Genomic DNA, 24,947 nt, shown 5'->3' with positions numbered 1-24,947 from the left:
AAACAATTACAATCCAAATTTCTGAAGTTTAGAAATTTGGATTTTTTTTCCCCTATAAAAATGAAAGAAATAAGCATTACATCGTCATTTACCATTTACGACAGCATCAATGAACTTTCAAAAGATATTCAGGATTTAATGAATCAGGCTGTTCAAATTCGTAAAAAAGCCTATGCGCCCTATTCACAATTTAGAGTTGGTGCCGCACTTCTTCTTGATAACGGACAGGTAATTCTAGGTTCAAATCAGGAAAACGCTGCTTATCCGTCGGGATTATGCGCAGAAAGAACGGCGATTTTTTATGCAGGAAGTGCTTATCCTGAAGCAAAAATTTTAAAAATGGCTATCACAGCAGCTTCAGACACGAATCAAACCAAAGCACCTATTCCGCCGTGTGGTTCTTGCCGTCAGTCAATTGCAGAATATGAAATAAAGCAGGATACCCCTATCGAAATTTATTTTATGGGAGAAATTGGCGAAGTTTACAAATCAGCATCCCTAAAAAATTTACTCCCTTTTATGTTTGATAAAAAGTTCTTGTAAAAAAAAGCCAAAAAGTATCGTTTAAATTTTAGTTCTTAAATGTAATGTCTTATTTTTGCATCCCGACCTTTCGGGCGCAAATTTGTGGGAGGAAACTATTTTGCGGTAAAGGCACAATAATCGATAACACAAACAACTTTAGCAAAAGAAAGAATTCAGATGAAAGAAGTTACAAAAGAGGTATATTTAAAGTGGTATGAAGACATGCTGCTTTGGAGAAAGTTTGAAGACAAACTTGCAGCATTATACATTCAACAAAAAGTTAGAGGTTTTCTACACCTATATAATGGTCAAGAAGCTGTATTAGCGGGTGCATTGCACGCTATGGACTTGACGAAAGACAAAATGATTACTGCTTACAGAAACCACGTGCAGCCAATTGGTATGGGAGTTGATCCTAAAAACGTAATGGCTGAACTTTTAGGAAAAGCGACAGGAACTTCTAAAGGTATGGGAGGTTCTATGCACATTTTCTCTAAAGAACATGGTTTTTATGGCGGACACGGAATCGTGGGTGCTCAAATTCCTGTAGGAGCTGGTATTGCTTTTGCAGATAAATATTTCAACACAGGCGGTGTTACCTTAACTTATTTTGGTGACGGAGCTGCCAGACAAGGTTCTTTACACGAAGCTTTCAACATGGCAATGTTATGGAAACTTCCAGTTGTATTTATCGTTGAAAACAACGGTTATGCAATGGGTACTTCTGTAGAAAGAACTGCAAACCACACTGACATCTGGAAATTAGGTTTAGGTTACGAAATGCCTTGCGGACCTGTTGACGGAATGAATCCTGTAAAAGTTGCTGAAGCAATGCATGAAGCTATGGAAAGAGCTCGTCGTGGAGACGGACCAACTTTCCTTGAAATGAAAACGTACCGTTACAGAGGACACTCTATGTCTGATGCTCAATTATACCGTTCTAAAGAAGAGGTTGAAGAGTACAAAAAAATCGACCCGATTACACAAGTTCTTGATGTAATCTTAGATCAAAAATATGCTACAGAAGCAGAAATCGAAGTAATTGACCAAAGAGTTAAAGACTTAGTTGAAGAATGTGCGAAATTCGCTGAAGAATCTCCATATCCAGACTTACAACAATTATACGATGTAGTATACGCACAAGAAGACTATCCATTTACACCTCATAAATTATAATAGATCATGGCAATTAAAGTAACTATGCCTCGTTTGAGCGATACTATGACGGAAGGAACGGTAGCAACATGGCTTAAAAAAGTAGGCGACAAAGTAAGCGAAGGTGATATCTTAGCTGAAATTGAAACAGATAAAGCAACAATGGAGTTCGAATCTTTTAACGAAGGAACTCTTTTACATATCGGAATTCAGGCTGGAGAAACTGCTCCGGTTGATTCATTATTAGCCATCATTGGTAACGAAGGAGAAGATATTTCTGCTCTTTTAGCTGGTGGTGCTGCTGCTGCCGAAGCTCCAAAAGCGGATGCTCCAGCTGCTGAAGCAAAAACTGAAACTGCTGCTCCTGCAAAAGCTGCAGCTGAATTACCAAAAGGTGTTGTTGTAGTAACAATGCCTCGTTTGAGTGATACAATGACAGAAGGTACAGTGGCAACCTGGTTGAAAAAAGTGGGCGATACTGTAGCTGAAGGAGATATTTTAGCCGAAATTGAAACTGACAAAGCTACTATGGAGTTTGAGTCTTTCAATGCCGGAACATTATTATACATCGGAATTCAGGAAGGAAACACTGCTCCTGTTGACAGTTTATTAGCTATCATTGGACCTGCAGGAACTGACATCTCTGGAATCGCTGATAACTTTACTGCCGGAGGCGCTGCAACTGCTAGTGCTCCTGCTGCAGAAGAAACAAAAGCTGCTCCTGCTGCTGCACAAGCTACAGAAGCTGTTGCTGAAACTTCTTCAAATGGAGGAAGAATTTTAGCTTCACCATTAGCTAAGAAAATTGCTTCTGACAAAGGAATTCAATTATCACAAGTTAAAGGATCTGGAGAAAACGGACGTATCGTAAAAAGCGATATCGAAAACTTTACTCCATCTGCACAAGCACAAACTACAACTTCTGCACCAGCCGCTAAACAAGAAACTGCTGCTCCTGCTGCAAAAATATTTGTTCCTGCGGGAGAAGTTTACACAGAAGAGATCAAAAACTCTCAAATGCGTAAAATCATTGCTAAACGTTTATCTGAGTCATTATTTACAGCTCCTCACTACAACTTAGTGATCGAAGTAAGTATGGACGAAGCTATGCAGGCAAGAACTGCTATCAACAGCGTTCCTGATACAAAAGTGTCTTTCAACGATATGGTAATCAAAGCTTGTGCTTTAGCATTGAAAAAACACCCAAAAATCAACTCTACCTGGAAAGAAGATGCTATCATCATCAACCACCACGTAAACATTGGTGTTGCTGTAGCTGTTGAAGACGGATTAGTTGTTCCTGTATTGAAATTTACTGATGCCATGAGTTTATCTCAAATTGGCGGCGCAGTAAGAGATCTTGCCGGAAGAGCTAAAAACAAAAAACTTGGGCCACAAGAAATGGAAGGAAGTACTTTTACAGTATCTAACCTTGGTATGTTTGGTATCACTGAATTCAATTCAATTATCAACCAGCCAAACTCTGCCATCCTTTCTGTAGGCGCAATTGTTGAGAAACCAGTAGTTAAAAACGGTCAAATCGTAGTTGGAAACACAATGATGTTATCATTAGCTTGTGATCACAGAACAATTGACGGTGCAACTGGCGCTCAGTTCTTACAAACATTAAAACAATACATCGAAAGTCCAGTTACAATGTTGGCATAATTCAGCTTTGTCAGTCTGAGCGAAGTCGAAGACACACAAAGCCGATCGAATGTAATTCATAATTAAATCCCGTTTTGTTTATTCAGAACGGGATTTTTTGTTTAATTTTCATCCTCAAATTCAAAAACTCACAAAATGAAGAAACTAGTTCTTGCCGCTTTGTTTCTGACGGCTATAGCCTGCCAGAAAAAAGAAAGTACAGAAAAAACTACTGCTATTGTTGATGAACACAGCTATTCTAAACCAGAACTTGCTGTTGCAAAACATCTTGATCTTGATATCAAAGTCGATTTTGACACTCAAACCATTTCAGGAAAAGCGTCATGGACTATTGATAACATCAGCAAAGGAAATGAGATAATCTTCGACGAAAACACTTTAAATATTACCAAAGTAACTTTAGGTGATGACGAAAAAGAAACAAAATTTGAGCTTGGAAAAGATGTCGAATTTCATGGAAAACCGCTTCATATTACAATTGAGCCAAATACAACTAAAGTAAATATTTACTACAACACAACTAAAGATGGTGTTGCATTACAATGGCTAAAACCAGAACAAACGGCAGACAAAAAGAAACCTTTTGTTTTTTCTCAGGGAGAAAGCGTTTGGTCACGTACGTGGATTCCTTGTCAGGATTCGCCAGGAATTCGTTTTACTTACAATGCAAAAGTTACAGTTCCTAAAGATTTATTGGCGGTTATGAGCGCAGTAAATCCACAGAAGAAAAACGATACTGGCGTTTACACTTTCAAACAAGACAAAGCGATTCCATCTTATTTAATGGCTATTGCCGTTGGAGATATCGAATTTCAAGCTATCGACAAGAGAACCGGAGTTTACGCAGAACCATCAATGCTGAAAAAATCGGCTTGGGAATTTGCCGAGCTTGGCAATATGGTCAATGCCGCTGAGAAATTATACGGACCATACAGATGGGGACGTTACGATGTATTGGTTTTACCTCCAAGTTTCCCTTATGGCGGAATGGAGAATCCAAATTTAACTTTCTTAACTCCGGGAGTAATCGCAGGAGATCGCTCTCTGACAAGTTTATTGGCGCATGAATTAGGCCATAGCTGGAGCGGAAATTTAGTTACAAACGCTACATGGGATGATATTTGGTTAAACGAAGGTTTTACTACTTATGTTGAACACAGAATTGGCGAAGCTATTTTTGGAAAGAAAGAATTTGACATGCAAAACGTTATTACCAACAAAGACCTGGTTGACAACGTTGCCGAATATGGTGATACAAATCCTGACACAAGATTAAAAGTAAGTCTTACAGGGAGAAATCCTGATGATGGTATCAGCCAGATTCCTTACGTTAAAGGATATTCATTTTTAAGAGTTATTGAAAACGCTGTGGGACGTGATAAATTTGATCCGTTTATTAAGAATTACTTCGATTCTCATGCATTTCAATCTATTACAACAGAAGATTTTGTTAAGTATTTAAACGAAAATCTTATTAAAGGAGACAAAGCTTTAGCAGATAAAATCCAATTAGACAACTGGATTTACAAACCGGGAATTCCGTCAAATATTCTTCCTGTAAGTTCAGCAGAATTTGATGCTATTGACGCGATTCAAAAAAGCTGGAGAGAAACCGGCGTTACTGGTTTAAGCAAAAAAATCACAACTACTGCCGAAAAACAGCATTTTATAGATCATCTTCCTGCTGATATTACAGCAAAAGAAATGGAAGCAATTGATAAAGAATTCAACTTTACAAAAGGTGGTAATTTCATTATCAAACGTCAATGGTTTGTTCAGGCAATTCGTCATCAGTACAAAGCTGCCGATCCGGCAATTGAACAATTTTTGATTGGAATCAGCAGAACAGGATCTGTAATGATGCTTTATAAAGAAATGGTTAAAACTCCGGAAGGAAAAGTTTGGGCTAAACAGATTTTTGACAAAGCAAAATCTGGTTATCATGCGACAACTATTCAGGCAGTTGAAGGTGTTTTGAAATAAAAAACAACCACAAAAATTCCGTTTACAATTTTATATCCCGTAGGGATTACATATCGGTAGAAAAAAAATGCGATCGTTCCTATTGTCCCATCAGGGACTATACATTACAGCGAATAGTTTAGTCCCTGACGGGACAAATAATCATAATGCATAATATTTTTTCTACCGATATGTAATCCCTTCGGGATAAATCATAATTATTTAATCCCCGATTACGAATGTAAATGGGGATTTTTTCATTCAAAAAACTATCCAGGGAAAATTATCCATCACATAGCGTACATTCTCCATGTTCTAAAATCTGTAATCGTCGCACCTTTGTAATGTTAAAAGACAATAACAAATAACAACATTAAAAATTAAATAAGATGGCACGATTAACAGCATTAAACCCAGAAGAAGTAACAGGAAAAACTAAAGATTTATTCAACGCAGTTCAGGCAAAATTAGGCGTTGTACCTAACATGATGAGAACAATGGGAAATTCTCCAGCGGTTCTTGAAGGATATTTAAATTTTAGCGGTGCATTAAGCCACGGAAAATTAAGTGCCAAAACAGGAGAATTAATTGCTCTGGCCGTTTCAGAAAGTAATTCATGTGATTATTGTTTAGCTGCTCACACTTTCATTGGAGAAAAATTAATAAAAGCAGATCCTGAAGTTTTAAAAGCAGCAAGATTAGGAAATTCTGCCGACGCAAAAACAGAAGCAATTTTACAATTAGCCAAAACATTAATCAGAAAATATGGTTTAGTAAACGACGAAGATGTAAACAAAGCTAAAAACGCAGGAGTTTCTGATGCTGAAATTGCAGAAACTATCGGACATGTAGCTTTAAATGTTTTAACAAACTACTTTAACAATACAGCAAATACAGTAATTGACTTTCCGGCTGTTTAATTAAAAGTTACACAATCATCATAACAAAAAACAAGCTATAGAGATAGTTGTGAATTCATTTCATGACTATCTTTATATTTTCAAAACCAAAACAAAATTATGAGTTCTCAAAATGTTTTCACTTTAATAAATCCGCAGAATGGCAATCTAGCATTCAAAATTCTTCCTTTTGATGATAACAGCCATTTTGATCATTTACAGCGAAACAATTATTACTCTTTAATTTGGGTCACAAAAGGAAACGGTAAAGTAAAAGCCGATTTTGCAGAACATCATTTTGAAGAAAACTCTCTTCTCGCCTTTTCTCCTTATCAGCCTTTTATGCTTTGCGTAAACGAGCCAATTGAAGGAATTGCCATTCATTTTCATCCTGACTTTTACTGCATTCACATGCATCAAAAAGAGGTTTCATGCAATGGCGTTTTGTTCAATAATATCTATCAGCCGCCTTATGTTCAGGTTCCGAAACAAGCAGAACAGACATTTAAAATGGTGATTGAACAAATGAAATCCGAAATTCAGAATGCAGAATTAGCTCAATATGAATTATTGATTTCATACTTAAAAATCTTTTTAATCACAGCTTCAAGATTAAAAACAGAACAGCTGGAAGAAATAAAATCATTTAAAGACTCAAAAGAACCTGTAATTCTTCAAAATTTAAAAGACGCAATCGAACTGAATTTTAAAACTAAACATTCAGCCGGAAATTATGCCGAATTATTAAATATTTCTCCTAAAGCATTAGCAAAAATATCCAAGAATTATTTCAATAAAACCTTAACCGATTTAATTTCGGAACGAATCATTATTGAAGCCAAAAGAGAATTGTACCTGACTAATAAAACGGTAAAAGAGATTGCTTACGAATTAGGTTATGATGACGAACATTATTTCAGTCGTTTTTTTAAAACCAATGCAGACGTTTCACCTCAAATTTATCGGGAAACTGTTGGTTTTGGCAAAATGGACACTTAAAGTTTGCAGTCGCAGTTTTCAGTCGCAGTCCGCTGATTACTGTAAACTGTTACTTATTACTTGTTTTTTGCTTCAATCCATTTTGACATGTACATGGTGCTTTTAAACGCATGATGTTGCAGCAAATTTCCCATAAAATTATGCAGACGATGGCTTGTTGAATCAACTAAGAGCGAATTCACCAAATCAATTAAAGTATCCGAATATTTATCTTTCTGATAACATTCATTAATAATAGCAATACCGTTTTTTTGAGCTTGTTTCCAAAGATTTTCATTCTGATAAAGCAAAACCGCTTTTTCAGCATATTCCTTCGGATTATCTTCAATACAACCATTCCAGGGCAAATCAGCATGCATCGCCTCAGAACCAATTGAAGTTGTTACACTTGGAGTTCCGCATTGCATCGCTTCTAATAATTTCCCTTTTAAACCAGCTCCAAAACGAATTGGCGCCAAAACAATTCTTGCTTTTTTAACAATTTCATTTGCATCTTCTGCCCTTCCCATGATATAAAAACCATTTTTAGGCTGATGCAATTGTAAAACTTTTTGCGACGGATATGCGCCGTAAATTTCTAAAACAGCTTCTGGAAAATCCTTTCTAATAAGTGACCAAATTGCTTCTTTTAAATACTGAACCGTATTCCAATTAGGTTCGTGAAGAAAATTTCCAATGAAAACAAAATTCTTACGATCTTCAAAAGATGGAAGTTCCTGAAGATCATTTTCAGTCATTTTTTCAACTAAAAAAGGAAGATAAAACAGTAAATCTGAGTTTATTTTAAAATTTTTCGTCAGGATATTCATTTCAAATTCAGAAATAATCAAAGACAAATCACATCTTAAAATACTCGCAATTTCTCTTTTAGCAACTTCTTCAGATAATAAATCAGGAATTTTAAACTTTCTGTTTTCTTTAAAAGCTTTTTGACGTGCTGTTCGCAAACAATGTAAATCCTCAGTGTCAAGAATTCGAATTGCTTTTGGACAATGCTCTGTCACTCTCCAGCCAAACTGTTCTTCAATCATAAAACGATCAAACAAGACAACATCTGGATTTAATTCAATTACAAAATCATCAAAACTGGATGAATTTAGTTCGATGCTTTTTTTGATTACTCCATTTTCAGACAAATCAACCATAAAATCACTATCCTGAGCCGCGCTTGCAAATGTAATTTCGAATCCATTTTCTTTAAAAATAGAAATTAACTGCATCATCCTTCCTCCTGCTGCTGAAGAATTTGGCTCCGGCCAGACAAACCCAATAATTAAAAGTTTTTTTAGCTGATTCATCGTAATTGGTTTCAACTTACAAAATAATGCTTTTTTCCGCGCAATCACACGAGATTTCCTGATTTTTAGTAATAAAAAACACTAATTTTGCAAGAACTAAATGCTGGGAAATTATGTTGGGATTAAAATTAGCTACAGACCCTCGCTGGGTCAATATCGTTGAGTCAAATATCGAAGAAATTTTAACGGATCACGCCTGGTGCGAACAAAAAGCAGCTTCAAATGCTATTAGTATCGTAACCTATAACTCTGAAATCGAAGAATTAGTAACCGAAATGCTTGTTATTGCAAGAGAAGAATTAGAGCATTTTCAAATGGTTCATGACATTATAAAACAACGCGGTCTTACTTTAGGACGCGAACGAAAAGATCATTACGTTAATGAACTTTTTAAATTTATGAAAAAAGACGGAAGCCGACGCGATGCGCTTTGCGACCGTTTATTGTTTTCTGCCATGATCGAAGCCCGAAGCTGTGAGCGTTTTAAAGTACTTTCTGAAAATATAAAAGACGAAGAACTGGCTAAATTTTATCGTGATTTAATGATTTCTGAAGCTGGTCACTACACCACTTTTTTAGGTTTTGCCAGAAAATATCAGGACAATATAGACATCGATAAACGATGGAAAGAATGGATCGAATATGAAGGTTCTATTATTACCAATTATGGTAAAAGTGAAACCGTTCACGGATAAACTGTACTCTCTATTTTCATTCTATTTTATATTAAACACCACAATTCGTTATGACAAAAAGTAAATCCAGATCAATCGTATTTAAAATTGCGAAGTATTTAGGGATAACTTTCGCTGTTATTTTAGGATTATTATTTTTAACGCCAATTGTTTTTGAAGATCAGATCAAAGAACAGATCAAAAAAACGGCCAACGAAAGATTAAGCGCTGAGCTTAACTATTCTGATGTTTCAGTTTCATTTTTTCGCCATTTCCCTTCTTTAACCTTAACCTTAGACAATTTAAGCTTAAATGGCTCTGCACCATATAAAACCGAAAAGTTTATTACTGCAAAAGAAGTTTCTTTTGGGATAAATGTTGCCAGTTTAATTTTTAGTAAATCGGTAAAAATTGACCAGATATATTTATCGGATTCTTTTATAAATGTAAAAGTGAATCCAAACGGAGAAGCGAATTATAATATTTACAAATCTCAAAAACAGGCTTCAAAATCTAAAGACAGCAGCGATACTGCTTTAAAACTAGAGCGAATCGAAATTTTAAACAGTAAAATTATTTACGATGATCAATCTACAAAAGTACATTTTGATGCATTAGGTTTTAATTATCTGGGAAAAGGCGATTTAAACAAAGCCGTTTTTGATTTATATTCGAAGGCAAAAATTGAAAAGCTAAACATTATCTATGAAGACGAACCGTATTTAATGAACAAAAAAGTCGATGCTGATTTAATTACAAAAGTAAACATCAACTCTTTGTCTTTTTTCTTCCAGCAGAACAACCTTAAAATCAATCAGCTTTTGGTCGATTTTAAAGGAAAATTTGACATCTTGAAAGATGGCTATAATATGGATTTTGTTATAAAATCAGACAATAGCGATTTGTATCATGTATTTACTGCTTTTCCGCCAAAATACATTACCTGGCTTTCTAAAACAGAATTAAAAGGAAACACCAATCTTCTTTTTACTTTAAAAGGAAATTACATCACGTCACAAAACATTGCACCCGATTTGAATTTGGATGTAAAAATTGACAACGGATTTGTCAATTATGAGAAAAGTGCTTTTCCGGTTTCAAATTTGAATTTAGATGTTAAAACAAAAGTTCCGTCATTAAACCCTGATCTTTTAACAGTTGATGCTAAAAATGTTTCTTTAAACATCAATCAGGATTATTTAAAATCAAAATTCTTTATAAAAGGCGCCAATACTCCTGAAATCAATGCCGATTTTAAAGCTAAAATGGACCTTGCTAAATTAACAAAGGCATTAGGAATTCCGGATGTTGAATTAAAAGGATCGCTTGCGGGAGATATTCAGGCGAACGGTAAATACGATCAAAAAAACAAACTTTTCCCTATTACAAAAGGAGTTTTTGATTTAGAAAACGGATATCTAAAAACGAAATATTATCCAAACCCAATTACGAATATTGTTATTAAATCTAAAATCGACAATCAAAAAGGAACTTTTGACGACTTAAAAATTAAGCTAAAACCAGCTCAGTTTACCTTTGAAGGAAAACCGGTTTTTGTAGAAGCTGATTTAAGTGATTTTAATGATTTAACGTACGACATTAAAGCCAAAGGCGAACTGGATGTAAACAAAATCTACAAAGTGTTTTCTCAAAAAGGATTGGATTTAGACGGTTTTATTAAAGCTGATTTAGCTCTTAAAGGAAAACAAAGTGACGCCGAAAAAGGAAATTACAGCAAATTAAATAACAAAGGAACTCTTGAATTAAGAAACATTGGGGTAACTTCAGAATATCTTCCTAAAAAGTTCATTATTAAAGAAGGGATTTTCAAAATCAATCAGGATAAAATGTCTTTCAATAACTTTTTGGCCGCATACGGGCAGTCTGATTTTAAAATGAATGGCTACCTGCAAAATGTTTTTAATTACGCAACTACAAATACAGGCGTTTTAAAAGGCTCTTTTAAAGTTTCTGCGAGATATATTAATGTAGACGAGTTTATGTCGAATACAACAACAGATGCATCTGTAAACAAAAGTTCTGCTCCAAAACCAGAAACAAAAAATGAAGCCAAACAAACAGGCGTTATAATTATCCCGACAAATTTAAACTTACAGTTGCTGGCAAATGCTCAAAAAGTAAATTTTGACAAACTGAATCTTCAAAATGCTACAGGACATTTAACTATGAATAAAGGTAAATTGACGATGCAAAATACTGGCTTTAATTTAATTGGCTGTAATGTTGTTATGAATGCCAATTATCAAGCTGTAACACCTCAAAAAGCAAATTTCGATTATACAATTAAAGCATCAGACTTTGATATTAAAAGAGCTTATAACGAGATCGAAGTTTTTAGAAAAATGGCGAGTGCCGCCGAAAAAGCGCAGGGAATTGTTTCTTTAGATTATCAGTTAAAAGGCCGCTTAAACGGAAATATGGAACCCGTTTATCCTTCATTAGTTGGTGGTGGTGTACTTTCTGTAAAAGATGTAAAAGTGCGAGGCTTGAAAATGTTTAATGCCGTAAGCAAACAAACAAGCTCTGAATCGATGAAAAATCCTGACGTTTCAAAAGTTGACATCAAAAGTACGATCAAGAATAATATCATGACCGTAGAGCGTTTTAAATTTAAGTTTGCCGGCTTTAGACCAAGAATCGAAGGAACAACAAGTCTTGACGGAAAACTAAACTTAAAGATGCGTTTAGGATTACCTCCATTTGGCATATTCGGAATTCCGTTAACCGTTACCGGAACTCAGGATAATCCTAAAGTAAAAGTAGGACGTAAAACCGAGGATTTGGAGGAAACTAAGGATACTGAATAGAAATTTCTATTTTTTTAAATTACAAAATTTAAAACTTCAAATTCCAATTTAAAAATACACATCGACCTTTGTCAAAGTTTAAAACTTTGACAAAGGTTTTTTTTCTTGCCTAAACAGAAACCCGACAGGTTTTAAAAACCTGTCGGGTTTAGAAACAAAAAACTATACAAATTCTAATAAAACAAAAAACCCGATCTTTTCAGAACGGGTTTTTTATAAAAGTAAATCTTTATAAAATATTAAGCCTCGAATGGGATAATAGATACATAAGATTTGTTATCTCTTTTCTTTTGGAACTTAACAACTCCATCAACTTTTGCATGCAAAGTGTGATCTTTACTAATGTAAACGTTTTCACCTGGATTGTGTTTTGAACCTCTTTGTCTAACGATGATGTTACCAGCAATAGCAGCTTGTCCACCATAAATCTTAACGCCTAAACGTTTTGATTCTGATTCTCTACCATTCTTCGAACTACCGACACCTTTCTTGTGAGCCATGACGTATGAGTTTAAATATTGTTATTATTCTTTAGTAGCTTCTTTCTTTGCTTTTGGAGCTGCTTTTTTAGCTTTTGGAGCTTCTACTTCTTCAGTAGCTGTTTCTTCTGCTACAACCGCTTTTTTAGCTGCTGCTTTTTTAGTTCCTCCTGCTGCAGTAATACCTTCAATTACAATTTGTGTAAGATATTGTCTGTGACCATTTCTTTTTTTGTATCCTTTTCTTCTTTTCTTTTTGAAAACGATAACTTTATCACCTTTTAAGTGTTGTAACACTTTAGCTTCTACTGAAGCACCTTCTATAGCTGGGGCGCCTAAAGTTACATTTCCGTTGTCATCTAATAAAAGAACTTTGTCAAAAGAAACTTTTGAACCTTCTTCGTTAGCTAAACGGTGAACATAAACCTTTAAGTCTTTGCTTACTTTAAATTGTTGCCCTGCTATCTCTACGATTGCATACATACCAAATTGATTTATTGATTTTTAAGGTTGCAAATATACAACTAATAATTTACTGTGCAATCTCTTGCAATAAAAATATTTACAGCCCTTTAACCACTGTTTTTCAAGGCTTTTTTAAATTTATCAAAGCTATTTAGGGGTAAAAGATTGTTAAATTGCGTTCAAAACAAAGACAAATCGCTAAATGCTAATTAAAAAAAGTTATTTTTGATGTAACAAAATCAACTCTTTTCTACCTATCCTATTTACAGGTACTATAATTTTATTAATCTTTATGAAAAATTCAATAATGATGTTAAGTGCAGCACTAATGCTTGGCGGAGTAGCTCATGCTCAAAAAGTAGTTTTTGAAGAATACAATTTAGACAATGGCATGCATGTTATTCTGCATAACGACCCATCAGCTCCGGTAGTTATTACTTCTGTAATGTACCATGTTGGTTCAAAAGACGAACGCCCGGACAGAACTGGTTTTGCACATTTCTTCGAACATTTATTATTTGAAGGCACTCAAAATATAAAACGCGGCGAATGGATGAAAATCGTAACCGCAAATGGAGGCGTTAACAATGCTAATACATCTGACGACAGAACGTATTATTACGAAGTTTTTCCATCAAATAATTTAGAATTAGGTTTATGGATGGAATCTGAAAGATTAATGCATCCAATTATTAATAAAATTGGAGTTGAAACGCAAAATGAAGTTGTAAAAGAAGAAAAAAGAATGCGTTACGACAATCAGCCTTACGGAAACATTCTTCCGGAAGTTAAAAAAAATATGTTCAAAAATCATCCATATCGCTGGACAACTATAGGTTCTATGAAAGATCTTGATGCGGCAACTCTTGAAGAATTTCAGGCATTCAATAAAAAATTCTATACACCAAATAATGCGGTTTTAGTTGTTGCCGGAGATTTTGATAAAACGAAAGCAAAAGAATGGATTCAGAAATATTTTGGACCAATTCCGAAAGGGGAAGATGTAAAAAAACAAACTTACGTTGAAGAACCTATAACTCAAACCATAAAAGCAACTTATGAAGACCCGAACATTCAGATTCCGATGGTTGTTGCTTCGTACAGAACGCCTTCAATGAAAACCAGAGATGCCAGAGTTTTAGACCTGATTTCATCTTATTTAAGCGATGGCAAAAGCTCAAAATTGTACAAAAAAATTGTTGATGACAAAAAAATGGCACTTCAAATTGGAGCTGTTGGTTTTAGTCAGGAAGATTACGGAACTTATATATTATATGGTTTGCCAATGGCACCAAATACTACCGCCGATATTTTAAAAGAAATGGATGAAGAAATCGTGAAAATCCAAACCGATTTGATTTCTGAAAAAGATTACGAAAAATTGCAAAACAAATTCGATAATAACTTTGTAAATGCCAATTCGAGTGTAGAAGGAATTGCCGAAAATCTGGCTTCGTATTATCTGCTTTATGGAGATGTAAATTTAATTAATACAGAAATTGATATTTACCATTCAATTACCAGAGAAGAAATCAGAGAAGTGGCAAAAAAATATCTAAACCCAAATCAGCGCTTAATTTTAGATTATGTTCCTTCTTCAAAATCTCAAAACTAAGAATACCGAATCATGAAAAATCTACATAATTTTTTAATCATTTTATTCCTAACTGGAATTATGCAAGCACAAGATCGTCCACAACCAAAACCAGGAAATCCACCTGTAGTTAATATTAAAAAACCTCAAACCTTTGTTTTGGCAAACGGTATGAAAGTTCTGGTTGTTGAAAACCATAAATTACCCCGAGTAAGTTTTAATCTTACTTTAGACAATGCTCCTTTTACCGAAGGAAATAAAAAAGGCGTTGACGAATTAACAAGCAGTTTAATTGGTAACGGAACTAAAAAAACGACAAAAGAAGCTTTTAATGAAGAGATTGATTTTTATGGTGCCAACATAAACTTTACTTCACAAGGAGCTTTTGCCAGTTCGCTATCCAAATATTCAGGGCGAGTTTTAGAACTTTTGGCAGAAGGTGCTTTACAACCTAATTTCACACAAACTGAATTCGATAAAGAAAAAGCAAAATTACTTGAAGGGCTTAAAGCCGATGAAAAAAGTGTTCCTGCCATCGCAAATCGTGTAGTTGATGTTTTGGCTTTCGGAAGAAATCATCCTAACGGTGAATATCTTTCTGAAGAAACAGTAAAGAATGTAACACTAGAAGATGTTCAAAAAAATTACGCCACTTATTTTGTTCCTGAAAACGCTTATTTAGTTGTTATTGGTGATGTAAAATTCAAAGAAACAAAAGCTTCGGTTGAAAAACTTTTTGGCGGATGGAAAAAACAAGCCGCCCCAAAAAACACATATCCAAATCCGGAAAATGCTGCTAAACTTCAAATTGATTTTGTAGATGTTCCAAATGCCGTTCAGTCTGAAATTGCACTGGTAAACACTGTAAATTTACGAATGAGCGATCCTGATTTTTTCCCGGCTGTTGTTGCAAATCAAATTTTAGGAGGTGATTTCAACAGTTACCTAAACATGAATCTGCGCGAAAAAAATGCGTGGACTTATGGAGCAAATTCAAGTATTGGAGCAAATAAATATGTAGGCAAATTTAAAGCTTCATCGGCTGTTAGAAATACAGTTACAGACAGCGCTGTTGTGCAGTTTATAAAAGAAATTAAAAGAATTCGCACCGAAAGAGTTGATCCTGAAGTTTTAAGAAATGTAAAAGCCGGATACATTGGCCGATTTGTAATGCAGGTCGAAAAACCTCAGGCCGTAGCACGTTATGCTTTAAATATTGAAACTGAAAAACTTCCGGCAGATTTCTATGAAAAATATATTCAAACAATAAATAATGTAACGGCCGATGATATTTATCGCGTTGCTAACAAGTATTTTTTACTTGACAACATGCGAATTGTAATTGTTGGAAAAGGTTCTGATGTAATTACCGGTTTAGAAAAACTTCAAATTCCGATTTATTATTTTGATAAATACGGAAACCCGGTTGAAAAACCTGTTGTTAAAAAAGATGCTCCAACAAATATTACAGCAAAAACTGTTTTTGAAAATTACATCAAAGCTATTGGAGGCGAAAAAGCAGTTTCAGCTGTAAAAACGCTTTATATGAACGGAACTACAACTATTCCGCAAGCTCCTACTCCGCTTACTTTTACATCTAAATTAGATGCTAAAGGAAAAATGATGGTTTCGCTTTCTATGGGAAGTATGAATTTAATGAAACAGGTTGTAAACGAAAAAGGTGCTTATATTGAGCAGCAAGGCCAGCGAAAAAATCTTGAAGGCGAAGACCTTAAAGATATGAAAGCAAACGCTGCTCCATTCGAAGAATTGCAATTATTAGTAAAAAGAACTGATTTAAAAGTAGACAGTATCGAGCCTATTAACGGAAAAGATGCCTATGCTATAAAAGATGGTAAAACCACTTATTTCTATGATGTAAAATCGGGATTGAAAGTAGCAGAATCTAAAGTTCGCGAACAAGGCGGAAAATCAGTTACGCAAATCACAAATTTTAACGATTACAGAGAAGTAAAAGGCGTAAAAGTTCCTTTTAACTTAGTTCAGAATATTGGTTTTGAATTGGATATTAAAATGTCTGATATTAAGATAAACGAAGGAGTTTCTGAGGCAGATTTTTTATAAAGGTTCAAAGTTACAAAGAAACAAAGGGACAAAGGCTCTGAGAGACTAAGCTGCTAAGGTTCTAAGATTTTTTTTCATAGGCTTTGTCAAAGTTTAAAACTTTGACAAAGCTTTTTTATATTACATCCTATTTTGTCAGGCTGAGCGTAGTCGAAGCCCCGCGCTAGTTGGCAAACCCTTCGACTTCGCTCAGGGTGACAAACTAACTCATAACTCATAATTCAAAATCACTTCTTAGCCGATAAATAAACTCCAATTAAAATAACAAAAGCACCAAAAAACTGAATCGGAGTAAGCATTTCATTATCTAATAATCCCCAGAAAAAAGCAACAATCGGAATTAAATACGTTACTGATGTTGCAAAAACTGGAGACGAAATCTGGATAAGTTTAAAGAACAAAACATTAGCAATTCCGGTACCTAAAACACCTAATATCATGACAAAGAAAATAGAATGCTGCGTAACTTCAAAAGTTAGTTTTTGAGAAATATCTGTTGTGCTTAAAATAATCAACGCCGGGATTAATAAAACAGTAAAGTTTCCTGTTGTAATACTTACCGAATTCAAATCAGGAAGATATCTTTTAATCAAATTGACATTTATAGCATAACAAAGAGTCGCTATTACAACTAAACCCACATAATAATAGTTTTGTCCCGGATGTGCTGATGCTCCGCTTAAAACCAGAAGCAAACATCCGATTAAACCAATAAAAACACCCAAAACCTGTCGTTTTTGAAATTGGATTCCAAAAAAGATAATTCCTAAGACCAAAGTGTTTAAAGGCGTAAGCGAATTTAAAATGGCAACAATTGAACTGTCAACTTCAGTTTCTGCGATAGCAAAAAGATAAGCCGGCGTAAATGTTCCAAAAAAAGAAGTCAAAGCCACAAATCGCCATTGACGGGCCGTAATCTTTTTTAAACTTTTAAACCCAACTATCAATAAAAATAAGGCTGCAAAAATGATTCGGAAAGAACCCACCTGAATCGCGGTTAAACCAACTAATCCTCTTTTGATTAAAATAAAAGAACTTCCCCAAATTAAGGACAATACAAGCAAGTAAGCCCATTTTAATTGTTTTGCATCCATATAAATTATTTTACTGCAAATTTGTACTATTTTTATGAACTGACCTCTCGTTTTTTATTAATTTTGCAAACATTCTAGTACACAATTATTCAATTAAATTTATAGATAATGAAATTCACAAAAATCATAGCTTCATTAGCAATTGCAGGTTTAGTATTTGTAAGCTGTAAAAAAGAAGAAGATAAAAATCTGGCTAATATCAAACCTTTAGAAACTGCTTCTAAAGAACATAAAGCAATCGCTGCTGAAAATGTACAAACGGCAAGTTTTGAAATCGAAGGTATGACTTGCGCGATGGGATGTGCCAAAACTATTGAAAAAAAATTATCTGATTTAGAAGGAGTTGAAAAAGCTGCTGTAGATTTTGACAAAAAAACGGCAACAATTACTTTTGACAAAACAGTTCAAAATCAAGAATCTTTAACTAGAATCGTTCAGGAAACCGGAGACGGTAAAACATATAAAGTTTCGAATTTTAAATCTTAAATTTTAAACTTTGATAATCATAAAAAGGCATTTATATTTGAATGCCTTTTTTAATTTATATTTGTCGAAAACTTACAAAATCAAGTACATTTAAGAAATGATGTGACAATTCTTAAACTTAACTTGATGTTTGCATCTGCATGAAATCTAGCTGGTAAATTTTAAAAAATGAATAATAATTTAAATGTAGAGATTTTTAATAAAGGAGTATTAAAATCTAAATGTGATTATGTATTTATTGATTATTATTTTGATGATGATGACAATAATGAAGTCTATTTACTTTATTTATATAATGTAAAAAATATAATGCCCTGGAATTTAACAAAAGGTGAATCATTTATTATTTCTTCAAAATTGATACGACATGATCTAGAAGTTCAGGACATTTCGTTTTTAAAAATTACTCCTTTACACAATAGAAATTTTGGAATCACAAATAATATAGAAATTGAATGTACTATAGACTTTGATTTTTACGACGAATCTAATTTAACAGCTAAAGAATATAATCAAGATGTGATAGATCTTTATTTCTTTTGGGATAACGATAAAGATTTTTTGAAATATCGAAAAAACCAATTGTTATATACTAGAGCTGCATTACGTTATTCGGGAGTTCCTCAGTATATACCAAATGATAAACATATAGTAATTGATGGCAATTCTATTTCCGGAATTTTTGATTTATATAATAATTTAGCCGAACAACTTTTAGGAAATAAAACTTATATCGCTAGTACACTAGATGGTTTACAAGATTCATTGGTAGTTTCAAATATTGACAAAAATTCAAACACGAACACAATTGAATTATTAAATCATGATATTTTGAAAAAAACTTTAAATGTTCGATTAGACGACTATTTGGAAATTTTTATTGAAATTTTAAAAAGCTTTGGTTTTAATATCATAATGAAAGATTAAAATTGAATTCTTTTGTATTATTTCCATTTCAGAGTTTCCATTAAACGCTGCATATCATTTTTAATATAACTTGCTGCAGGCATAATCGAATCGAAATTTGGTTTTGCATAAAAATAAACCGATCCGGTTATAAAATGTTTTGTACTATCGGTAACATAAAACTGAGAGTTTGTCGCAGCATTTCCGTCAACCTTATAAAACATTCCGTAAACCTTTTTTTCAGGGTTTATATACGGTTGTTCTAAAATATCATCGGCTTTTATTACGTGTTCGTAAGTTAGTTTTTGAGCGTCTTTTAAAAGTTTTTCAATATTGCCATTAACAGGTTTATAGGTCAAATAAATAGTGGCTTTCATTTTTGGATACGTTATTGCAAATCCGCAGTTTTTTTCGCCTTTTATAATTGCTCCTTCATTCATTTCAAAAGTAAAAGGACAGGTATTTTCAAAATTTGCATATTTTGCCTGCGGATAATCCAATCTGAGAAAGCCGGCTGGTTTTGGCAGCACTTCATCTTTACAGCTTACCACTGTTAAAGTCAGCAAAATTGCCATAACCGAAATCATTCTTTTAAACATTATTCTATTGTTACTTTAATTTGTTTTACACGCTTTTTATCAACGGTTTCTATTGTAAAAACACAATTTTCAAAAGCTACTTTTTGATCTTTTTTCGGGAAATTCCCTAAAATTTCTAAAATAAATCCAGCCAGGGTTTCAGCTTCACCTTTGTGAGATTCAAAAACATCTTCATCAACATCAACAATTCTGTAAAAATCTTTTAGGTTTATTTTCCCTTCAAAAAGAAAATTCTTTTCATCTATTTGGGAGAAATTCAAATTCTCATCATCAAATTCATCACTTATATCACCTACAATTTCTTCAATTACATCTTCTAAAGAAACCAAACCTGAAGTTCCTCCATATTCATCTACAACAATGGCCAAATGGCTTTTTAAACTCTGAAAATCTTTTAATAAATTATCCAGTTTTTTATTCTCAGGAACAAAAAACGCTTCTCTTATTATCGACGCCCAGTCAAAATTGTCTTTATCAATATGCGGCAACAGATCTTTTACAAACAAAACGCCTTCTATCTGATCAATATTATCTCTGTAAACCGGAATTCTCGAAAATCCTTTTTCGATTATTTTAGGATAAATTACAGCAAAAGGTTCTGTTATTTCTAATGCAAATATATCAATCCTTGGACTCATAACCTGCTTTGTATCAGTATTCCCAAAAGAAACAATTCCTTCTAAAATTTTCTGTTCTTCTGTTGATGTTCCTTCAGAATCTGTTAGTTCCAGCGCCTGAGAAAGCTGATTGATAGAAAAATTATTCTTTTGTTTTCCTAATTTATTGTGCAAATATAGAGTAACGCTTCGCATAGGCAAACTTATTGGCGACAGTAATTTGTCTAAAATAGAAATGGAGTACGCAAAACGTTTGGCAAACTTTATATTATTTCGGCTCGCATAGACTTTTGGCAGCACTTCTCCGAATAATAAAATGAGAGTGGTAACCAGAATTACTTCTAAAATAAATTTTAAAACCGGAGATTCTACGCCGGCAAAAATATTTCGGCCAATAAACGAGAACAGAATAACGACGCCAATATTTAAAAAATTATTGGCGACTAATAAAGTTGCTAAAAGTTTTTTGGGTTTATCTAAAAGATCAGAAATAATTTTCCCTTTAGAGAGATTTTCCTGAATCGTATCGTCGATGTCTTTTTGAGATAAAGAAAATAGTGCGACTTCTGCACCTGAAACAATTGCCGACAAAAACAGCAAAATAAATATTCCGACAAAACCAATTATTAAATTGATGTCTAAAGTTGTGGTAAGAAATAAACTGGGCTCCGGGTCCAAATTACATAAGATTAGTTAAACAATCAAAAAGGCAGGTCGTTTATTGGCAAGCCTTCGTTTGGTGCATCAAAGTTAACATTTTTTGCAGGTTCCTGATCGTGGTTCGGTTTGTGATTTACAGTATCTTTTTTGGTAGTCAGAAAAGTAAATTCTGTAACCTGAATCTCTGTTGTATATTTTGTAGTTCCGTCCTCAGCCTGCCACTGCCTAGATTTGATACGTCCTTCAACATATATTTTATCCCCTTTAGAAAGGTATTTTTCGCAAATTTCGGCTGCTTTGTTGCGTACAACTAAATTATGCCACTCTGTAGAAGTTATTTTTTCATTGGTCGACTTGTTAATATACACTTCATTTGTAGCCAGCTGAAAGCGCCCAATACAGTTCCCTCCATCAAAATAATGCATTTTTACATCATCGCCTAAATGCCCGATAAGCATGACTTTATTTAATGTTCCATTCATAATTAATAGTGGTATTTCTACCAAAGATACATTTTTTTAGCAATTTATTTCCTGCTTTTCTATAAAATTATAAATTACGATAGGAAAAGGAAAGGTTTTCAAAGTTTTAAGATCAATTCCATTTTCAATCACTTCTTTTATTTTTATTTTCCAAAATTGAATATGAAGATGCTGATGCGAAAGCTTATGAATTATAGTTTCTTCACTGCATTCTTCTACACCTATTATAGTATAAGAAGAAAACAGACCATTTTTTAATTCTTTTGCGACATAATCAAAATCAACAATTTCATTAGTCTCCAAAAGCGGAAATTCGTAGAGATTGTGCCAGATTCCTTTTGCTGTTCTTTTTTGGATACTGGTATTTCCTAAAACATCTTCGAGAATAAAATAATTAAAAAATCGATTGGTAACCTTTATTTTCTTAGACTTTACAGGCAATGAATTCACTTTCTTTTTCTGTAATGCCAGACAACTGCTGTTAAAAACACAAATTGAACAATTAGGATTTTTAGGCACACACTGCAACGCTCCAAATTCCATAATCGCCTGATTAAAAACAGCCGGATCATCTTTTGACATTAATTCAGAAGCCAATTGGGTAAATTCTTTTTTTGTGGCCGGAAGCGCAATATCCGATTCAATATCAAAATAGCGCGAAAGAACCCTAAATACATTTCCGTCTACCACAGGAACGGCTTCATTATAAGAGAAAGAAGCGATTGCGGCGGCCGTATATTCTCCTACTCCTTTTAAATTAAGAAGGTCTTTATAAGTAGAAGGAAAGTTCCCATTTAGATCATTAGCAATGTGTTGAGCCGTTTGATGCAGATTTCGGGCACGGGAATAATACCCTAGTCCCTGCCAAAGTTTTAAAACCTGTTCTTCAGATGCATTTGCGAGATCAAAAACAGTTGGAAATTCTTGAGTAAAAGCAAAAAAGTAAGGCATTCCCTGCACAACTCTGGTTTGCTGCAAGCATAATTTCTGAGAGCCAAATATGGTACGGATTGGTCGTTTTTCGCCATGGAAGATCCCTTTTATTTTGTAAATACCATTTTATCAGCGTGTTATGAAAATTCATCTCGAAATACTTAAAATGCAAAAGTAAATGTTTATGTAATTAAAATTTAACGAATTAGCTTGATTAATTCTTTTTTTAATTCCTATATTTGCAAACTCAAAAAAATAGTACACCATTTATAAAATTAAATAGGAAAGAAAATGACGAAAGCAGATATCGTAGCAAAAATTTCAGAGAAATTAGGTCTTGAAAAAGGAGATGTTCAAGCAACTGTAGAATCTTTTATGGAAGAAGTTAAAATTTCTTTAGAAACAGGAGACAATGTTTACCTAAGAGGTTTTGGTAGTTTTATCGTTAAAACCAGAGCTGAAAAAACTGGTAGAAACATTTCTAAAAACACTACAATTAAAATTCCAGCACACAACATCCCTGCGTTTAAACCTGCAAAAGTATTTGTAGAAGGAGTTAAAACTAACAACGAAGCAAAATAATATTAATTAACATAAATCTGACACGATATGCCAAGTGGTAAAAAAAGAAAGAGACATAAGGTAGCTACTCACAAAAGAAAGAAAAGAGCGAGAGCTAACCGCCACAAAAAGAAAAAGTAGTTTTAAACTACTTTTTTCTTTTTAAACGTTCATTGAAATTGAAAAAAGATAAAAGAGAAAAGAAAATAGAGATAGACGACGAAAAATCTATTCTCTTTACTCTATTCTCTACTAATCTTCTTTCACCGGGTTAATACCTGTTAAAAATATTGTTTAATCCATCTGTAGATAAGATTTTAGATTTTAGATTTCAGATTTTAGATTTTTATTAAGTCTATATTCTATACTCTATACTCTATTTTCTGAAAAAACAGATAAAAATTTACAGTGTGAATAAAGAGTTAATCATTAGATCTAGTTCTGAAGCCGTAGATTTTGCCTTATTAAAAGATGGAAAACTAATTGAATTACACAAAGAAGAAGAAAAAAGCAACTTTCAGGTTGGTGATATTTTTATCGCCAAAATCAGAAAACCAGTTGCCGGACTTAACGCTGCTTTTGTGAATGTAGGTTTCGAAAAAGATGCCTTTTTACATTATCACGATTTGGGTCCAAATCTAGCTTCTCAGCTGAAATTCATAAAACTTGTAAGCGCAGGTAAATTAAAAGATTTCTCCCTAAAAACCTTTCAGTTTGAAAAAGAGATTGACAAAGATGGCATCATTACTGATATTTTAAGTGCCAATCAATCTGTCTTAGTTCAGGTAGTTAAAGAACCTATATCGACCAAAGGCCCAAGAATAAGTGCTGAGCTTTCTCTTGCCGGAAGATTTATTGTTCTAGTTCCTTTTTCTGATCGCGTTTCTATTTCTCAAAAAATAGAAGACAAAAAAGAAAAGGATCGTCTAAAAAAACTTGTTCTATCGATCAAACCTAAAGGATTTGGTGTTATTGTTCGTACAGTAGCCGAAGGCAAAAACGTAGCCGAATTAGAAAAAGATTTGCAGAACCTGCTTGGCAGATGGTCTGCAATGTGTAAAAAATTACCAACTGCTCATCATCCATCAAAAGTATTAGGAGAGCTTAACAGAGCTTCTTCGATATTAAGAGATGTATTTAATGATACCTTCAGCGGTATTCAAATAGATGATGAAGAGTTGTTCCACCAAACGAAGGAATATCTGCAGGAAATTGCACCTTCAAAACAATCAATTGTCAAGTTTTATCAATCAAATGATACTCCGATTTTTGAGAAATACAATATAGAGAGACAAATCAAAACTTCTTTTGGCAGAACTGTTTCCATGAGTAAAGGTGCTTATCTTATTATAGAACACACTGAAGCTCTGCACGTTATTGACGTAAACAGCGGAAACCGTTCAAATAAAGCAACCAACCAGGAAGACACAGCCATGGAAGTGAATATGATTGCCGCAGCAGAAATTGCCAGACAACTGCGTCTGCGTGATATGGGCGGAATAATCGTAGTTGATTTTATCGATATGTCTAATCCAGAAAACAGGAAAGTTTTGTTCGACTTCTTGCGAGAAGAAATGAGCGACGATAAAGCAAAACATAAAATATTACCGCCAAGTAAATTTGGACTTGTTCAGATTACCAGACAGCGAGTAAGACCAGAAGTTAATATAAAAACCAGAGAGGAAGATCCTAACAAACACAATGGCGAAATTGAAGCTCCAATTTTAATCATTGACAGGATTACCGCTGATTTAGAAAGACTTTTAAAAACCCACAAAAAAGTTGTGTTAAACACACATCCGTTTGTGGCTGCATACCTCAGCAAAGGTTTTCCATCATTACGTTCAAAATGGTTTTTTGAACATAAAAAATGGGTGAAAATCATACCTCGTGACGCTTACACGTACTTAGAATACCATTTCTACGACAACAAAGGAAATGTTATTTCAGAATAAAAAACATAAAACCGTCTCGTTAA

The 24,947-nt window shown here is 33.8% G+C and carries 21 protein-coding genes and 1 pseudogene; 14 read left to right on the top strand and 8 right to left on the bottom strand.

The features are described 5' to 3' along the window. Positions 1-60: 60 nt before the first annotated feature. The 6 genes from cdd to ABDW27_RS14920 all read left to right on the top strand — a co-directional run bounded on the left by cdd (position 61) and on the right by ABDW27_RS14920 (position 7,208). Positions 61-543 carry a cytidine deaminase gene (gene cdd, locus ABDW27_RS14945; RefSeq protein WP_343696629.1) on the top strand — a complete coding sequence of 161 codons (483 nt, stop codon included), beginning with the start codon at positions 61-63 and terminating at the stop codon, positions 541-543. A gap of 159 nt (positions 544-702) precedes the next feature. Then, positions 703-1,701, top strand: coding sequence for a pyruvate dehydrogenase (acetyl-transferring) E1 component subunit alpha (gene pdhA, locus ABDW27_RS14940; protein WP_343696628.1), 999 nt, complete (start codon positions 703-705; stop codon positions 1,699-1,701). Between the two features lie 6 nt (positions 1,702-1,707). Then, positions 1,708-3,348, top strand: coding sequence for a 2-oxo acid dehydrogenase subunit E2 (locus ABDW27_RS14935; protein WP_343696627.1), 1,641 nt, complete (start codon positions 1,708-1,710; stop codon positions 3,346-3,348). 135 nt (positions 3,349-3,483) lie between these two features. Beyond that, positions 3,484-5,331 (top strand): leukotriene A4 hydrolase C-terminal domain-containing protein, encoded by a 1,848-nt coding sequence (locus tag ABDW27_RS14930; RefSeq protein WP_343696626.1) that lies wholly within the window; start codon positions 3,484-3,486, stop codon positions 5,329-5,331. Between the two features lie 368 nt (positions 5,332-5,699). Then, on the top strand, positions 5,700-6,230 hold the full coding sequence (locus ABDW27_RS14925) for a carboxymuconolactone decarboxylase family protein (RefSeq protein WP_343696625.1): 531 nt from the start codon (positions 5,700-5,702) through the stop codon (positions 6,228-6,230). Between the two features lie 99 nt (positions 6,231-6,329). Then, on the top strand, positions 6,330-7,208 hold the full coding sequence (locus ABDW27_RS14920) for a helix-turn-helix domain-containing protein (protein WP_343696624.1): 879 nt from the start codon (positions 6,330-6,332) through the stop codon (positions 7,206-7,208). A 56-nt stretch (positions 7,209-7,264) separates the two neighbouring features. Here the strand turns inward: ABDW27_RS14920 and ABDW27_RS14915 are convergent, their stop codons facing one another. Continuing rightward, positions 7,265-8,506: a glycosyltransferase gene (locus ABDW27_RS14915; RefSeq protein WP_343696623.1), complete on the bottom strand. Its 1,242-nt coding sequence runs from the start codon at positions 8,504-8,506 to the stop codon at positions 7,265-7,267. Positions 8,507-8,619: 113 nt separating this feature from the next. Between ABDW27_RS14915 and ABDW27_RS14910 the strand changes: the two genes are divergently transcribed. Both ABDW27_RS14910 and ABDW27_RS14905 read left to right on the top strand, forming a co-directional pair. Beyond that, positions 8,620-9,201 (top strand): tRNA-(ms[2]io[6]A)-hydroxylase, encoded by a 582-nt coding sequence (locus ABDW27_RS14910; protein WP_343696622.1) that lies wholly within the window; start codon positions 8,620-8,622, stop codon positions 9,199-9,201. Between the two features lie 50 nt (positions 9,202-9,251). Continuing rightward, on the top strand, positions 9,252-12,008 hold the full coding sequence (locus tag ABDW27_RS14905) for an AsmA-like C-terminal region-containing protein (protein ID WP_343696621.1): 2,757 nt from the start codon (positions 9,252-9,254) through the stop codon (positions 12,006-12,008). A gap of 239 nt (positions 12,009-12,247) precedes the next feature. Here the strand turns inward: ABDW27_RS14905 and rpmA are convergent, their stop codons facing one another. Together rpmA and rplU are read right to left on the bottom strand one after the other, a co-directional pair. After that, positions 12,248-12,508: a 50S ribosomal protein L27 gene (gene rpmA / locus ABDW27_RS14900; RefSeq protein ID WP_008466657.1), complete on the bottom strand. Its 261-nt coding sequence runs from the start codon at positions 12,506-12,508 to the stop codon at positions 12,248-12,250. 24 nt (positions 12,509-12,532) lie between these two features. Beyond that, complete coding sequence (rplU, locus tag ABDW27_RS14895; RefSeq protein ID WP_343696620.1) at positions 12,533-12,970, bottom strand: 50S ribosomal protein L21; 438 nt, start codon at positions 12,968-12,970, stop codon at positions 12,533-12,535. 274 nt (positions 12,971-13,244) lie between these two features. Between rplU and ABDW27_RS14890 the strand changes: the two genes are divergently transcribed. Both ABDW27_RS14890 and ABDW27_RS14885 read left to right on the top strand, forming a co-directional pair. Continuing rightward, on the top strand, positions 13,245-14,567 hold the full coding sequence (locus ABDW27_RS14890) for a pitrilysin family protein (protein ID WP_343696619.1): 1,323 nt from the start codon (positions 13,245-13,247) through the stop codon (positions 14,565-14,567). Between the two features lie 12 nt (positions 14,568-14,579). Further along, positions 14,580-16,631 (top strand): pitrilysin family protein, encoded by a 2,052-nt coding sequence (locus ABDW27_RS14885; RefSeq protein WP_343696618.1) that lies wholly within the window; start codon positions 14,580-14,582, stop codon positions 16,629-16,631. 227 nt (positions 16,632-16,858) lie between these two features. Here ABDW27_RS14885 and ABDW27_RS14880 read toward each other — a convergent pair whose 3' ends face one another. Continuing rightward, positions 16,859-17,725: an EamA family transporter gene (locus ABDW27_RS14880; RefSeq protein ID WP_343696617.1), complete on the bottom strand. Its 867-nt coding sequence runs from the start codon at positions 17,723-17,725 to the stop codon at positions 16,859-16,861. A 108-nt stretch (positions 17,726-17,833) separates the two neighbouring features. On the opposite strand from ABDW27_RS14880, the gene ABDW27_RS14875 reads away from it, so the two are divergent. Both ABDW27_RS14875 and ABDW27_RS14870 read left to right on the top strand, forming a co-directional pair. Continuing rightward, positions 17,834-18,211, top strand: coding sequence for a heavy metal-associated domain-containing protein (locus tag ABDW27_RS14875; protein ID WP_343696616.1), 378 nt, complete (start codon positions 17,834-17,836; stop codon positions 18,209-18,211). Positions 18,212-18,379: 168 nt separating this feature from the next. Next, the gene (locus ABDW27_RS14870) at positions 18,380-19,138 is read left to right on the top strand and encodes a hypothetical protein (RefSeq protein ID WP_343696615.1); all 759 of its coding nucleotides are present in this window, start codon (positions 18,380-18,382) and stop codon (positions 19,136-19,138) included. A 17-nt stretch (positions 19,139-19,155) separates the two neighbouring features. Here ABDW27_RS14870 and gldD read toward each other — a convergent pair whose 3' ends face one another. The 4 genes and pseudogenes from gldD to mutY form a co-directional block, all read right to left on the bottom strand. Beyond that, complete coding sequence (gldD, locus tag ABDW27_RS14865; protein WP_343696614.1) at positions 19,156-19,716, bottom strand: gliding motility lipoprotein GldD; 561 nt, start codon at positions 19,714-19,716, stop codon at positions 19,156-19,158. Next, positions 19,716-21,011: a gliding motility-associated protein GldE gene (locus ABDW27_RS14860; protein ID WP_343696613.1), complete on the bottom strand. Its 1,296-nt coding sequence runs from the start codon at positions 21,009-21,011 to the stop codon at positions 19,716-19,718. Before ABDW27_RS14860 ends, gldD begins: the two co-directional genes overlap by 1 nt. A 23-nt stretch (positions 21,012-21,034) precedes the next feature. After that, a complete protein-coding gene (gene ssb, locus ABDW27_RS14855) occupies positions 21,035-21,475 on the bottom strand; it encodes a single-stranded DNA-binding protein (protein WP_343696612.1) in 441 nt (146 codons plus the stop codon). A 36-nt stretch (positions 21,476-21,511) separates the two neighbouring features. Continuing rightward, a pseudogene (mutY, locus tag ABDW27_RS14850) lies at positions 21,512-22,559 on the bottom strand (A/G-specific adenine glycosylase). Between the two features lie 140 nt (positions 22,560-22,699). Here mutY and ABDW27_RS14845 point away from each other — a divergent pair. Further along, positions 22,700-22,990, top strand: a complete 291-nt coding sequence (locus ABDW27_RS14845; RefSeq protein WP_193846671.1) for an HU family DNA-binding protein — start codon at positions 22,700-22,702, stop codon at positions 22,988-22,990. 389 nt (positions 22,991-23,379) lie between these two features. Then, positions 23,380-24,924 (top strand): ribonuclease E/G, encoded by a 1,545-nt coding sequence (locus ABDW27_RS14840; RefSeq protein WP_343696611.1) that lies wholly within the window; start codon positions 23,380-23,382, stop codon positions 24,922-24,924. Positions 24,925-24,947: the final 23 nt, after the last annotated feature.

Origin of the sequence: Flavobacterium sp. (assembly GCF_039595935.1) — a bacterium.
Lineage (GTDB): Bacteria > Bacteroidota > Bacteroidia > Flavobacteriales > Flavobacteriaceae > Flavobacterium.
This window is presented reverse-complemented; position numbering and strand designations above follow the sequence as displayed.

What these genes read in the sequence shown, in the direction of transcription:
- cdd (WP_343696629.1), top strand. Translation starts at nt 61, where the DNA reads ATGAAAGAAATAAGCATTACATCGTCATTTACCATTTACGACAGCATC.
- pdhA (WP_343696628.1), top strand. Translation starts at nt 703, where the DNA reads ATGAAAGAAGTTACAAAAGAGGTATATTTAAAGTGGTATGAAGACATG.
- ABDW27_RS14935 (WP_343696627.1), top strand. Translation starts at nt 1,708, where the DNA reads ATGGCAATTAAAGTAACTATGCCTCGTTTGAGCGATACTATGACGGAA.
- ABDW27_RS14930 (WP_343696626.1), top strand. Translation starts at nt 3,484, where the DNA reads ATGAAGAAACTAGTTCTTGCCGCTTTGTTTCTGACGGCTATAGCCTGC.
- ABDW27_RS14925 (WP_343696625.1), top strand. Translation starts at nt 5,700, where the DNA reads ATGGCACGATTAACAGCATTAAACCCAGAAGAAGTAACAGGAAAAACT.
- ABDW27_RS14920 (WP_343696624.1), top strand. Translation starts at nt 6,330, where the DNA reads ATGAGTTCTCAAAATGTTTTCACTTTAATAAATCCGCAGAATGGCAAT.
- ABDW27_RS14915 (WP_343696623.1), bottom strand. Translation starts at nt 8,506, where the DNA reads ATGAATCAGCTAAAAAAACTTTTAATTATTGGGTTTGTCTGGCCGGAG.
- ABDW27_RS14910 (WP_343696622.1), top strand. Translation starts at nt 8,620, where the DNA reads ATGTTGGGATTAAAATTAGCTACAGACCCTCGCTGGGTCAATATCGTT.
- ABDW27_RS14905 (WP_343696621.1), top strand. Translation starts at nt 9,252, where the DNA reads ATGACAAAAAGTAAATCCAGATCAATCGTATTTAAAATTGCGAAGTAT.
- rpmA (WP_008466657.1), bottom strand. Translation starts at nt 12,508, where the DNA reads ATGGCTCACAAGAAAGGTGTCGGTAGTTCGAAGAATGGTAGAGAATCA.
- rplU (WP_343696620.1), bottom strand. Translation starts at nt 12,970, where the DNA reads ATGTATGCAATCGTAGAGATAGCAGGGCAACAATTTAAAGTAAGCAAA.
- ABDW27_RS14890 (WP_343696619.1), top strand. Translation starts at nt 13,245, where the DNA reads ATGAAAAATTCAATAATGATGTTAAGTGCAGCACTAATGCTTGGCGGA.
- ABDW27_RS14885 (WP_343696618.1), top strand. Translation starts at nt 14,580, where the DNA reads ATGAAAAATCTACATAATTTTTTAATCATTTTATTCCTAACTGGAATT.
- ABDW27_RS14880 (WP_343696617.1), bottom strand. Translation starts at nt 17,725, where the DNA reads ATGGATGCAAAACAATTAAAATGGGCTTACTTGCTTGTATTGTCCTTA.
- ABDW27_RS14875 (WP_343696616.1), top strand. Translation starts at nt 17,834, where the DNA reads ATGAAATTCACAAAAATCATAGCTTCATTAGCAATTGCAGGTTTAGTA.
- ABDW27_RS14870 (WP_343696615.1), top strand. Translation starts at nt 18,380, where the DNA reads ATGAATAATAATTTAAATGTAGAGATTTTTAATAAAGGAGTATTAAAA.
- gldD (WP_343696614.1), bottom strand. Translation starts at nt 19,716, where the DNA reads ATGTTTAAAAGAATGATTTCGGTTATGGCAATTTTGCTGACTTTAACA.
- ssb (WP_343696612.1), bottom strand. Translation starts at nt 21,475, where the DNA reads ATGAATGGAACATTAAATAAAGTCATGCTTATCGGGCATTTAGGCGAT.
- ABDW27_RS14845 (WP_193846671.1), top strand. Translation starts at nt 22,700, where the DNA reads ATGACGAAAGCAGATATCGTAGCAAAAATTTCAGAGAAATTAGGTCTT.